Here is a 12,679-nt window from a genome sequence, read left to right as displayed (position 1 = left end):
GAAATAATGAAGCTTATACTTGTTAGGCACGGACAGACTCATGCTAACGAACGGGGCGCTATTGACACAGTAGTGCCGGGACAGGCACTAACTGAACTTGGTTGGGCACAAGCGAACGACGTCGTTGCTGAGCTAGTGAAATATCAGCCTGACGCGATCTGGCGTTCAGATACGTTACGGACTGAACAGACGGCTACACCGTTAGCTACGCAGCTGAATCTTACTCCCATAGCGCGCGCCGGCTTACGCGAAGTTGCCGCAGGGTCCTTAGAAGGGAAAACTGATCCAGCAGCCATGCAGGAATATATCGGAACAATGATGGCGTGGGGGAAAGGACAACTTGATGTTCCTCTAGGTGGTGGCGACACCGGTCGGCAAACGCTTGAACGTTTCGATGCAGTTGTGCGAGAGATCGAAGAATCGGGTGCAAAGCGGCCAGTCATTGTGGCGCACGCTGCGATGATCACTTATTGGGTTGGCATGCGGGCTAAAGGCATCACTCAACAAATGCGCCAGACCCGCCTCCAGAACACGGGAATTGCCGTGGTAGAGGGGAGCCTGGCGCAGGGTTTTGAAATCGAGCGTTGGATGGATATTTACAGGCCGTAATACAACTGGTATTCAAATGGGTGAGGACGCTGGCGAAGCGGCTCAATTTCCATCTTCATCTTGTAGTCGATCCAGGTACGAATAATATCCTCACTGAAGACACCACCTTCAGTGAGGTAGTCGTGATCTGCTTCGAGAGCGCGCAAGGCGTCGTCAAGCGTAGCCGGAAGTTGCGGGATCTGTGCGTGTTCTTCTGGTGGAAGTTCGTACAAATCTTTGTCAATTGGCGCTGCAGGTTCAATACGTCGTTTGATTCCGTCGATACCAGCCTTGACTTGGGCCGCGAAGGCCAGATACGGGTTGGCGGATGGATCCGGGGTGCGGTATTCGATTCGCTTTGCTTTAGCTGAGGTCCCACCAGAAACCGGGATACGGATGCAGGCTGATCGATTACGAGCTGAGTAGACTAAGTTCACCGGTGCTTCGAAGCCAGGGACTAGCCGGTGGAATGAATTAACCGAAGGGTTAGTAAACGCTAGCAGCGATGGGGCGTGCTCTAACAAGCCACCAATGTACCACCGAGCAAGGTCAGACAGGCCGCCGTATCCGCGTTCGTCGGCAAAAAGTGGTTCACCGTTCTTCCACAACGACTGGTGACAGTGCATACCAGATCCGTTGTCTCCAAATAGCGGTTTCGGCATGAAGGTTGCCGTTTTTCCAGCGTTCACGGCAGCATTCTTAATGACGTACTTGAATTTCATTAAATCGTCACCTGCGGTCAACAAAGTGTCAAAGCGGTAATTGATTTCTTGCTGTCCGCCAGACCCTACTTCGTGATGGGCGCGTTCGATTTTCAGGCCAACCTGCTGGCATAGCTTTGTCATTGTATCTCGTAGATCTGCCATTTGATCGTGCGGTCCAACTGGGAAGTAGCCGGCTTTTTGTTCTGTCTTATAGCCAAGGTTGTGACCGTCTTCATCGCGTCCGGTATTCCAGAACGCTTCGCTAGAATCAATAGAGTAGAAGGAACGCTGTGGGAGGTTCTCGAAGCGGATATCGTCAAAGACGAAGAACTCTGCTTCCGCACCGATGTAGACAGTGTCAGCAATACCAGTACTGCGCACATAGTCCTCGGCACGCTGAGCAATTACTCGCGGATCACGATCGTATGGTTCGTTGGTGAAAGGATCAACAACAAAGTGATTGATAACGAGAGTTTTAGCTTGGCGGAAAGGATCAATAAAAGCTGATGATAGATCAGGTAGAAGCTTCATATCAGATTCATGTATTTCGGTAAAACCACGAATTGACGAGCCATCAAACATGATACCTTCGTCCAAAGAATCCGGATTGAAAGTATCTACTGGGATCGTGAAATGTTGCATCATTCCCGGTAAATCACAAAATCGAATATCTACGAATTCAATATGTTCGTTCTTAATATATTCGCGTGCTTGATCTGTTGATGAAAACATCAAAAAGTCCTTCCAAAACCAATGACTTTACGTCTTAAGTCTAATGTGGGGGTAGCTGCCATAGGCAACTACCCCCACATAGTGAGATAAAAAAGATGTTTACCGACCACGCATTCCACGGCGATCTGGACGCGCCTTATATGGATCGATTCCCTTAGGAATACCCATGTTGTTAACCTTAACCATGTCAATCCGCTGGAAAACCTTCTGTACTTCCTGATTGCTCAGCGCCTTCGGCAACTTGCGCATTGCTCGCTGTAGTTTGAGCAACGGAGTTTGGCCTTCGTCATTTCCTACTGAAATAACATGTACAGGTACGCCTGGAGCCACACGGTTAAGCCAACGCTTCTCTTCTTCAGCAAGTTTTGCGGTTCGACTACGATCGCCGTCGGTTACCAGAACTACGCCAGGACGGCCAATCGCGCGGAATAGCATATCTTGCGTGTGCGCATTAAAGCGGACCGGCTCTTCTTTGATAATCCAGCCCCTCTTGATCTGCCCCATGACAGCAGCTGCAGCGCCGGGGATTCCGTCGATCTTGGCGTATGAAGCTCGCTTGACCAGCTCAACCAGAATGAGCATCGTGACCGTGACGGAAACCAAGGTGAATAGTAGTGGCCAGATAATCCAACTACCAGTTACCAAGCCTAGAATAACGCCGATGGCAATGCCACCGAAAAGTGGTCCAAAAATAGCAAAAGGAGTCCACGAGTACGTTTCCCGAGAGATCTTGTACGCTTCAGCGAGATACGAATACCAGCGCTTCTTCTTTGGCTTCTTGGCTTTGACGTCGTTGCGCTTTTTTACCATGATCGTCCTTTTTCTAATTCGTAGGGCACTAGTGCTGATTTTACGTCACCAGCGCGTAAAGCTCCAAAGTTAATTCTTCAGATTCTGTTTATCAGTAGCAATCGCCGCTATAGCGATGAGAGCTGCACATAGCGAACAAATCAAAAAACCGTAGCTGGCAGAATGCCCAACGATTTGGCCAGTGACAGAAGCAGAGGTTGCAACACCTAAGACGTTAACCGAACCCAAAGCTGTTACTGCCACCGCATCTCCGCCTTGTGGCGCGCGAGCACCTGCCAAGGTGAAGATGGCGACCGAGACTGGCCCTATTGCGAGTCCTGACAAAAATACTGCAAGAGATAGAAATACTGGGGTCGGTGCGAACACGCAAATTATAGAACCGATAGTTAAACCAACTCCGCCCAAAACGATGCGGCTGGTGTGGGTCAATTTATCTGGTAGCCCGACCGAGCCCAATGCTGTTATTGCAGCACCGAGGCCCATAGTTGCATATATCAATCCGGCTGAACTTGGTGTCCCGTGATATTGCGCAAATGCTGTTACCGAAGTCTGGGCTGCTCCGAAAAACATCCCTAGGGCGAGCATAGCTAACAGTGGTGTTCGGACGTTGAGTATAACTTTGGTGATTGACGGAGCCTTTTCACCGGTGCCGTGTAGTGCAGGGCCTACTGAAAATTGTGATAGCGCGAATGGTATGACACACGTTGCAACGATCAGAGCAGCAACAATGAGCGGAGCCCTTGGATTAAGAGCGGTAGCTAAAACTCCTACGATTGCCGGACCAAAAACAAATCCCATTTCATCTGCAACTGATTCCCACGATAGTGCAGCAGCTAGCTCACGCTGCTCACGCGTAATGGGATACCATCGCACACGAGCCAGCGCGCCTAACGGAATAGTTGTTAGCCCAACAAAAACTGCACATGTAATGATGATCCAAAGTGGTGTGTTTGAGCTAATGAGGAACGCAAGCGAACATAGAGCGATAATGTTTGCAGGTGCTATGACAAGTAACGGTAATCGTTGGCCATAATTATCGGTTAACCGACCAATTAACGGACTGGAAATACCAGTTGCAATTGCTAAACCAGCGGACGCTAGCGAGGCATGAGCAACTGATTGCGTAACAGATGTAACAAGAGTTAGCACGCCTATTACCGTCATAGATATGGGAAAACGTCCGATAAAAGAAATAATAATATAGCCGATTCCGGTTAAGCGGGGAAGCTCACGGTAGCCGGAAAAACTACTCACAGTACTCCAATCAGAGATATGAAGGCTAAGGTGACGGATTAAAAGGCCGTCGCAGAGCCATCTACATCATACGTCCCCGTATCTCGTGCTGCACACTGGCGTAAAAGACTGGTGGGGGCTACATCTCGATGTAGCCCCCACCAGCTTGCGGTTATATTCCAGTTATATATGGATTACAATCCAAGTTCGCCAGCGAAATCCGCTTCTTCTAGGCGCATCTTCACATCGCGTAGGTAGCGTGATGCATCTGCACCATCAACGATTCGGTGATCGTAGGAAATCGAGAGGTAGCACTTCGAGCGGATAGAGATGACTTCGTTTCCGTCCTGATCCTTCACTACGGCTGGTGCCTTGAAGATCGCTCCGGTACCCATGATGGCAACGTTTGGCTGGTTAATAATTGGGGTATCGAACAGAGCCCCAATAGAACCGGTGTTAGTGATTGTAAACGTTGATCCAGTTAGCTCATCAGCACCGATCTTGCCGTCACGTGTGCGAGCAGCTAGATCGCCAACAGCCTTGGAAATACCAGCGATGTTCAGATCGCCTGCATTCTTAATGACCGGGACAAAGAGGCCCTTCGGGGTATCAACTGCAATGCCAACATGCTCGACGTTGTGGTAAACGATCTCATTACCTTCAACTGAAGCGTTGATAATCGGGTGAGCCTTGAGAGCCTCGGTGGCTGCTTGGATAAAGAACGGCAAGAATGTTAGCTTGACGCCTTCGCGAGTCAAGAACGCATCCTTTGCGGCAGCACGGAGCTTAACGATCCGGGTAACATCGACTTCCATAACGGTGGTTAGTTGTGCCGATGTCTGCAGAGATTCGACCATGCGCTTGGCAACAGTCTTGCGCAAGCCAGTCATCTTCTGGCGCGTGCCACGCATCGACGCAGCTTCCTGCGCCTTCGAAGCAAGAGCAGACTTAACTGATTCAGTAGCTGGCGTGATGACTGGGGTAGAGGCTGCAGCTGGTGCGTCTGCAGTAGCTTGTGCTGCTTTCTTAGCAGCTTCGGCGGCGGCTTCGATGTCTTGCCGGCGGATCCGGCCGCCAACGCCAGTGCCTTCGACGCTTGCGAGTTCAACGCCGAGTTCCTTGGCAAGCTTGCGCACGATTGGCGTCACGTAAGATGACTTGCCGCTGTCGCCAGTAGTCGAAACAGGAGTCGGCTCTGTTGCTGGAACTTCAGCCGGCTTCGACTCAGTTGATTCTGGTTCAGCTGAAACAGATGCCTCTGTAGCAGGTGCTTCTTCAGCAGATTTGCCAATAACTGCAAGTGCAGTACCAACCTCAACTGTTTCGTCTTCGTTAACAATAATCTTTGTCAAGACGCCGGCTGCTGGAGCTGGAACTTCGGTATCTACCTTATCGGTCGATACTTCGACAATTGGTTCGTCCTCTTCAACAGTATCGCCCACCTGCTTAAGCCACGTGGTTACGGTACCCTCGTTGACGGATTCACCAAGGGCAGGCATTATGACATCAACGCCACCTCCATTACCTGCTGGGGCAGGGGTTTCACGTGCTGGTGCAGATGCTTCTGCTTCGGCTTGTGGCAGAGGCTGAGAGCCTTCACCTGATCCATCATTGGTGGCCGGTTGCTGATCAGACTGAGCCTGTGTGCCGGAACCATCGCCAATGTAACCAAGTACTGTGCCAACGTCTACTGTTTCATCCTCATTAACGACGATTCGTTCCAAGATTCCAGCTGCTGGAGCCGGAACTTCGGTGTCAACCTTATCGGTAGACACTTCAACAATCGGTTCGTCAACTTCGACAGAATCGCCTACCTGCTTAAGCCAGGTGGTGACTGTTCCTTCATTAACAGATTCGCCCAATGCGGGCATCTTAATTTCTTCAGACATATGCAGAAACTCCCTTGTCTCAGTTGTGGGTGTGGAGCGGCTTGCCGGCGAGAGCAAGAATTGCTTCGCCTACTGCTTCATTTTGGGTTGGATGGGCGTGGATAAGACCCTCGAAGTCCTCAGGGAATGCTTCCCATGACACCATGAGTTGGCCTTCGCCAGCTTGTTCGCCCATACGAGCACCGATAGCATGGAAGCCAACGATCGGACCGTTCTTCTCACGGACGAGTTTCACGAAACCAGTTGTGCCAAGCATTTGGGACTTGCCATTGCCAGCAAGGTTGAACTCAACGACTTCGACGTTTTCTTTGCCATATTTCTCTTCTGCCTTGGGCTGGGTGAGCCCAACAGAGGAGATCTCTGGATCTGAGTAGGTCACCTTAGGAATAAGGTTTTCGTCAATGGCCTTCGGGTTCATTCCGGCGATTTCCTCAGCGACGAAAATGCCTTGTAGGAATCCACGATGTGCAAGCTGTACGCCAGGAACGATATCACCGACGGCATAGATGTTGCCGACGCCGGTATGCAACCGATCGTTAGTAATAACGAAGTCGCGCTCCATCTTAATGCCTTGTTCTTCATACCCGAGGTTCTGAGTAGCTGGACCGCGACCAATAGCGATCAGCATCATATCTGCGTCGTACTGTTTGCCATCTTGGGTAAAGACATGAACGCCGTTTTCATCCTCTTCGACATGATCAAACATAGTCTTTGTCTTGAATGCGATCTTCCGCTTGCGGAATTGACGCTCAAGCATCTTAGAAATTGCTGGGTCCTCATTCGGGACAAGCCGATCGAGACCCTCAATGATGGTTACGTTTGCACCGAAAGATGCCCAAACAGAAGCAAATTCCACACCGATAACGCCGCCGCCAAGGACGACGACGGAGTTTGGAACGTGCTCAAGCTTGAGTGCTTGCTCTGAGGTGATAACTCGATCTGTAATAGTCTGACCAATTGTCTTGGAATAAGAGCCAGAGGCGAGGACAATATTCTTGCCCTTGAGATGGCGTCCGTTAACTTCGACAGTATCTTGAGAGATCAACCGCCCCCATCCGTGGACAGTTTCGATGCCTCGTGAATCGATGAGACCGGTAAGACCTTTAAACATTTTTTCAATGACGCCGTCTTTATAAGCGTTAAGAGCATTCATATCAATGCCCTCAAAGTTTCCTCTAACGCCGATATTTGCGCTTTCGCGCATTTCATTGGCGACTTCGGCAACGTGGAGTAAAGCTTTGGTTGGGATACAGCCACGGTGCAAACATGTTCCGCCGACTTTATCGCCTTCTACTAAAGCAACCGAAAGTCCTAGTTGTGCGGCGCGCATAGCCGTAGCGTATCCGCCGGATCCGGCGCCGAGAATAACAACGTCGTATTCTTGAGTGTCTGACACTTACCTCTCCCTCGAGTTGGCATTTAGGTGCTGGTTTCCCAGACCCCTTAGGTACATTGTCCCACTTTGAACGAGAGATTGCTCATTCTTGTGAAGAAAATCTGCGTTATCAACATTACGTTATAGACGACGTGCGCCGACCTTGCTTTAGATGTATTGCAGATATGATGTGCGTACAATGAGCTCCATGGCATGGTTTTTTAAGAGCTCAAAAAAGAACAACTCACGTCACGCACGTCGGGAAACAACTGCTTATCTAAAGGATTTTTGTGTTACGCGGGAAGAGGTTGAGGCATATTATGAGGCTGAAACCCCGCGGGATCCATCATCGATTGTTCTCGTCGCGCATGATGGCGAATGGACTCGTCGAAAAGTTCCTAGCTGGAAAGACGCAATAGCGTTAGCTCAAGAACTTGATATCCCGCTATATGACGTTGCTCGTACTGGCTATCCCCGGTCAATGAGAGAATGGAACTTAAACAATCCGGGAGCCTCGAGGCGCTAAGCAGTTGATATTGCTGATGAATATTGAGTTTTTCTAAAAGATGGTGGCTATCAAATTTCTGATAGCCACCATCTTTTACCTCAATAAGTTGGGCACTCAGCGAGCAAGATGCTCAACCAAAGTACGAAGCATGACACCGGTGGCACCCTTTGGCTGGTAACCCCAAGCTGCCTCGTGGTTGAACGACGGGCCAGCAATATCGATATGTGCCCATGGCGTATCACCAACGAATTCCTTCAGGAATAGGCCAGCAACAAGCATTCCACCAGGGCGTGAACCAGAGTTCTTCATATCTGCGCAATCGGAGTCAAGTGACGAGCGCAATTCAGCCGGTAACGGCATAGGCCAAGCAGGTTCGCCAGCTTCATTAGCCGCAGCAACGATTGCATCCCGGACGGTTTCTGTTCCCATAATGCCAGTAGTACGATTGCCAAGTGCTACGATTTGTGCGCCAGTAAGGGTGGCAATGTCGATGATTTCATCTGGGTTTTCTTCGCAGCCCATGATAAGTCCATCCGCCATGACAAGGCGTCCCTCAGCGTCCGTATTATTAATCTCTACAGACAAGCCGTTACGATAGACAATGACGTCATCTGGCCGTCCAGCTGTCCCAGAGACCATGTTTTCAGCCAAGCACAACCACGCAACAACATGTCGCTTAATGCCAAGGTTTGCGGCTGCAATTGCTGCATGAAGCACGGTAGCTGCACCGGTCATGTCAGTCTTCATATCGGTGATAACTGACGATGGCTTTAAGCTGTAGCCACCGGTATCAAAAGTAATACCTTTTCCGACAAGAGCGGTGAAACCTTCAGCATTTTCCGGCTTATATTCGACGCGCACAAGACGTGGAGCTGATGCTGAGCCGCGACCCACTTGGAGCAGACCAGCAAGCTTTTCGGTTTCGAGCTCTTCGTCCGCGTAAACCCTAACATTTAAGCCAGCTGCTTGGGCAACTTTCACAGCATGATCGGCAAAGGTCACTGGATTCAAGAAATTAGGTGTGGTGTTTTCGAGATCTCGTACCGCGTTCACAGCCTCTGCAAGTACTAGAGCATGATCCCGAATAGTTTCGTCAGTATGATCAGAAACGACGACGATGGATTCTACGGGCTCTTTAGCAGGCTTCTTGTAAGCGTCGAAAACGTATGCTCCTAGAGCAGCGCCTTCAACAATTGCACCAGCTTGCTGAGCGGTTCCATGCGGGAAACTGATTGTCAGGGAACCGTAGCCTGCAGCGGCACGTGTTGCTGCACCTGCCATGTGTCGCAACGATTCAGTTGCATGCTCCTCGCACAGACCAACAGCCAAAACAACCTTCGAAGGGTTGGCTGGGTTAACGATCGTCGTCGTCGACAACGCCTTTGCGTCAAAACCAAGTGTGGTCAAAGACTGAACAACGTTGGCCGCGAAATCGTCCGGTACCGGAGACACGATTACGAGCGAATCGTCTTTCTTTGCCACGGCGAGCGCTAAATTAGCGTGAATATCAAGATGTGCTGAAATTTCAAAATTAGTCATGTCTATATGTTAACGGGGCTAGGCCAGAAAAACCTCTGACTTAGCCCCGTTTTACTTAGATGTGAGAAACTAGCGTCCCTTCTTAGCAGCTTTGGCAGCTTTCAGATCAGCAGCAGTTGAACCTGAGGGATACTCGCCGCGCTTAACCTGCGGTGAAGGCAGACGCCACCGTGGCATGTACATACCTCGAGAAAACATCTGCATTGAGAAACCCGATGGAATCTCATCTTTGCCGAACTTGTACGCGGCCAGAATCTTTGCGTTGCGGACGATCCATACGAGCTGAATCACCATAATGAGGAAAATGGCGTAAACTCCGATGGTTGCCCAGAAGGCAGCTACCGGCCAGTAAGACATAAAAGCTGCGAGCAGTAGCAACGGGATAACCATTGGCATAAACCATTGGCCCAGTGGGTTCGCGGCGTCGATATAATCGCGGCCCCAACGACGGACTTTTCCGCGGTGGGCAGGAGGCATATTTCTTTCGTCACCGGTACGCATAGCCGTTTGTTGCTTGTAGTACAGCTCATTGCTCTTTGCGCGATTCTCAGCCTTGAGCTTGCGCTTTTCTTCCTTTGTTAAGGCAGCGCTTGCAGCGACAAGTGGCCGACGATGAGCACGCTCAACGTCTTTCCGGCGTGGAGTCGGAGTACCTTTGCTTGGTACATGGCCTTTTGCTAGGGTCTCCGATGCGACGTTAGTCGGCTCTTGAACAGAGTCTTTTTTCTGACCGAACACAAAACTTCCTTCACAATTAATGAAATTCCATTGCTAGTTTACCGGGTAACAGGCAAATACGCGCTAGGCTAGTGGGTATGAATACTCAATTAATTAGTTCTCGCGTCGATGACGCTATGCCTGAAATCCTTAACGAATTGACAGAATTTGTTGCTATTCCGTCGATTTCTTCATCCTCTTTTGACCAAGCTCCGATGCTTGAATCGGCTCAATGGATAGCACAACGAGCGAAAAAAATAGGGCTGGATACCGAGGTGATTCAGCTACATACTGAATCCGGACTGGTAGGAAGACCAGCGATTCTGGCTTCACGTCCAGCTCAGGAAGGCAAGCCTACCGTTTTGCTTTACGCACATCACGATGTGCAGCCGGTTGGCGATTTGGCTGAATGGAAGTCGGAGCCATTTGTCGCAGTAGAGCGCGATGGCAGATTGTATGGTCGTGGCACAGCCGACGACAAGGCTGGAGTTTTGGTCCATTTAGCTGCTATCGAAGCTGCGGATCCGGGCGTCGGTATTCGGCTATTTATTGAAGGCGAAGAAGAAGTTGGTTCCCCAACTTTCGTTGATTTTCTCAATACCTATCGGGAACAACTTGCCGCAGACGTGATCGTCGTCGCGGATTCTTCTAACTGGAAGGCAGGAGCTCCAGCGTTAACGACGTCGTTGCGTGGTGTTGTCCAGATGCAGGTTGAAGTTAAGGTGCTTGACCACGCCGTACATTCTGGTTTCTTCGGCGGCCCAGTTCTTGATGCGGTTACCGTTGCATCGCGGCTGATTTCTACACTGCACGACGCGGACGGGAATGTTGCAGTAGCAGGTCTTGTTCAGGAAGATAACACTGATGTTGACTATCCAGAAGCAGATTTCCGGCGAGATGCCGGAGTTCTGGAAGGCGTGAAATTAGCGGGTTCCGGATCGTTTACTTCTCGGTTGTGGACCAAGCCAGCTATCTCGGTGATTGGAATGGATGTTCCTTCAGTCGCGGCAGTTTCAAATACGATTCTCCCGTCAGTCAAATTTGTGTTGTCCATGCGAGTAACTCCTGGCCAGGATTCACACGAAGCTGCGCAGATGCTTGCCGATCACTTGCGCAAGCACGCTCCATTTGGCGCCCATGTTGACGTCACGTTGTCCGAAGCAGGATCAGCTTTCCTCGCTGGTGCAGAAACCGAAGCAACCGAGATCGCGCGTAAAGCTCTGGCAGAAGCATGGGGTGTTGAACCTGTCAGCATTGGTCAAGGAGGGTCTATTCCGTTTATCGCTGACTTAGCAAAGGCATTCCCACAGGCACAGATCCTAGTAACCGGAATCGAAGATCCGGATACTCGTGCTCATTCAGCTAATGAGTCATTGCATATTCAAGATTTCCGCCATGCAATTGTGGCGGAGGCCTTGACACTTTCACGCCTAGGGAAGTAAGTGCGAATTTTGTGTGTTGCCACGGCGCTTCCGGGAAATGAACCGGACGCCGTGGCACAGGCATTCGCATCGGGTTGGAATCAGTCTAGGCCAACAGATGAGATAGACATATGCTTGAACTCTGATGGTGAAAATGTTGCGCATGTTGGTACTGGGCTAGCCAATGTTTTTTGCCACCGTATTGGCGAGGCAGAAGCTGTTGAACGCCGTCATGGATCTGGTCCCGGCCGGATAATTTGGATTTCTAAGACCAGTAATCGCGCGCTCATTGACCTTGCTGAAGCTGCGACATGGAATGGAGACGGGGATCCTCGGGGATCTTCAGCTTTCTTGGCAGAGGACCTATTGTGGTTAGCGGAGCGCCATGTATCGAATGTGCATATTCATCTTCCTGCATTAATGACGCACAGCGACCTAGGCTTAGGAATGCTGAGTGCATTGTCTGGCGTCAGCCTGGATAATAATATGAACGAAAGTACTCTAAAGCAGGTCCTTATTTTAGCCCGATCCCGTCTAGAGAACATGAGTCTCTATATTACATATCCCCATGATCAGTTTTTGCATGGGCCAGATGGGATTGGAAGGATATGGCAACAGCGCGGTTTTGATGCGTGTACGGCTCAAGATTTTAATTCGACAGCCACGGACCTAGCGCACCGGCTAGACCGGGCAATGAGTCAACATAATCTCACTATGTCGAGTAGCCAGATGAGACACCAACAAGTTTTTGATGGCGTTGGTGGTGGCTTAGGTAAGATGTTCCATACGTTGAATGCCAAGCTCGATTTATTGGGACAAGATCTTCCCATCCCCACCCAACCGGCTGATCTTTATGTATATATAACAAACAGTTTAGAGCTTCATGTGCCGCGCGGTTTAGTCCAAGTATCTGAATATGCGCAACGGGTAGGGGCGCCGTTCATTGTAGTAACTGCACGTACACAAATTGTGCGGGGTGAGCTTCCTGGCTTAGGCATACATGGTTTATATCGACTTTCTGACATTGATTTAACTGGGATTACCGAATTAACTGTTCGATTGGCAACAACATGGGGATGGGACGCATAGCTCTCAGCGTATCCAGTGGAACGAGATAGCTAGAGCCGTTAGTCTTGAGCTTGTCTATGTGTTAGATGGAGGAA

The 12,679-nt window shown here is 50.1% G+C and carries 11 protein-coding genes; 4 read left to right on the top strand and 7 right to left on the bottom strand.

Annotated elements, in window-relative coordinates:
* Positions 1-6: 6 nt before the first annotated feature.
* Positions 7-609, top strand: coding sequence for a histidine phosphatase family protein (locus tag KSO86_RS02985; RefSeq protein ID WP_216431807.1), 603 nt, complete (start codon positions 7-9; stop codon positions 607-609).
* On the opposite strand, the gene glnA is transcribed toward KSO86_RS02985, so the two are convergent.
* The 5 genes from glnA to lpdA form a co-directional block, all read right to left on the bottom strand.
* A complete protein-coding gene (gene glnA, locus KSO86_RS02980) occupies positions 597-2,024 on the bottom strand; it encodes a type I glutamate--ammonia ligase (RefSeq protein WP_216431805.1) in 1,428 nt (475 codons plus the stop codon). The genes KSO86_RS02985 and glnA overlap by 13 nt on opposite strands.
* Before the next feature lie 99 nt (positions 2,025-2,123).
* Positions 2,124-2,834 carry a DUF4191 domain-containing protein gene (locus tag KSO86_RS02975; RefSeq protein WP_216431803.1) on the bottom strand — a complete coding sequence of 237 codons (711 nt, stop codon included), beginning with the start codon at positions 2,832-2,834 and terminating at the stop codon, positions 2,124-2,126.
* 69 nt (positions 2,835-2,903) lie between these two features.
* A complete protein-coding gene (locus KSO86_RS02970; protein WP_216431801.1) occupies positions 2,904-4,088 on the bottom strand; it encodes an MFS transporter in 1,185 nt (394 codons plus the stop codon).
* A gap of 173 nt (positions 4,089-4,261) precedes the next feature.
* Positions 4,262-5,956 (bottom strand): 2-oxoglutarate dehydrogenase, E2 component, dihydrolipoamide succinyltransferase, encoded by a 1,695-nt coding sequence (gene sucB, locus KSO86_RS02965; RefSeq protein ID WP_216431799.1) that lies wholly within the window; start codon positions 5,954-5,956, stop codon positions 4,262-4,264.
* A gap of 19 nt (positions 5,957-5,975) precedes the next feature.
* On the bottom strand, positions 5,976-7,352 hold the full coding sequence (lpdA, locus tag KSO86_RS02960) for a dihydrolipoyl dehydrogenase (RefSeq protein WP_216431797.1): 1,377 nt from the start codon (positions 7,350-7,352) through the stop codon (positions 5,976-5,978).
* Positions 7,353-7,539: 187 nt separating this feature from the next.
* On the opposite strand from lpdA, the gene KSO86_RS02955 reads away from it, so the two are divergent.
* A complete protein-coding gene (locus KSO86_RS02955; RefSeq protein WP_216379010.1) occupies positions 7,540-7,857 on the top strand; it encodes an oxidoreductase in 318 nt (105 codons plus the stop codon).
* 96 nt (positions 7,858-7,953) lie between these two features.
* Here the strand turns inward: KSO86_RS02955 and KSO86_RS02950 are convergent, their stop codons facing one another.
* Together KSO86_RS02950 and KSO86_RS02945 are read right to left on the bottom strand one after the other, a co-directional pair.
* Complete coding sequence (locus tag KSO86_RS02950) at positions 7,954-9,378, bottom strand: leucyl aminopeptidase (RefSeq protein WP_216431794.1); 1,425 nt, start codon at positions 9,376-9,378, stop codon at positions 7,954-7,956.
* A 69-nt stretch (positions 9,379-9,447) separates the two neighbouring features.
* Positions 9,448-10,116, bottom strand: coding sequence for a DUF3043 domain-containing protein (locus KSO86_RS02945; protein ID WP_216379012.1), 669 nt, complete (start codon positions 10,114-10,116; stop codon positions 9,448-9,450).
* 77 nt (positions 10,117-10,193) lie between these two features.
* On the opposite strand from KSO86_RS02945, the gene KSO86_RS02940 reads away from it, so the two are divergent.
* Entirely contained in the window at positions 10,194-11,537 is a 1,344-nt protein-coding gene (locus KSO86_RS02940; protein ID WP_216379013.1) for a dipeptidase, read from the top strand.
* Positions 11,538-12,605 (top strand): glycerate kinase, encoded by a 1,068-nt coding sequence (locus KSO86_RS02935; protein WP_216379014.1) that lies wholly within the window; start codon positions 11,538-11,540, stop codon positions 12,603-12,605. It begins immediately after the preceding gene.
* The last annotated feature ends 74 nt before the right edge of the window (positions 12,606-12,679 follow it).

This window comes from Arcanobacterium phocae (assembly GCF_018913465.1).
GTDB classification, from domain to species: Bacteria; Actinomycetota; Actinomycetes; order Actinomycetales; family Actinomycetaceae; genus Arcanobacterium; species Arcanobacterium phocae_A.
This window is presented reverse-complemented; position numbering and strand designations above follow the sequence as displayed.

Bases quoted from the DNA above. Each gene is read 5' to 3' on its own strand.
- KSO86_RS02975 (WP_216431803.1), bottom strand. From the start codon at position 2,834: ATGGTAAAAAAGCGCAACGACGTCAAAGCCAAGAAGCCAAAGAAGAAG.
- glnA (WP_216431805.1), bottom strand. From the start codon at position 2,024: ATGTTTTCATCAACAGATCAAGCACGCGAATATATTAAGAACGAACAT.
- KSO86_RS02940 (WP_216379013.1), top strand. From the start codon at position 10,194: ATGAATACTCAATTAATTAGTTCTCGCGTCGATGACGCTATGCCTGAA.
- KSO86_RS02955 (WP_216379010.1), top strand. From the start codon at position 7,540: ATGGCATGGTTTTTTAAGAGCTCAAAAAAGAACAACTCACGTCACGCA.
- KSO86_RS02985 (WP_216431807.1), top strand. From the start codon at position 7: ATGAAGCTTATACTTGTTAGGCACGGACAGACTCATGCTAACGAACGG.
- KSO86_RS02950 (WP_216431794.1), bottom strand. From the start codon at position 9,378: ATGACTAATTTTGAAATTTCAGCACATCTTGATATTCACGCTAATTTA.
- sucB (WP_216431799.1), bottom strand. From the start codon at position 5,956: ATGTCTGAAGAAATTAAGATGCCCGCATTGGGCGAATCTGTTAATGAA.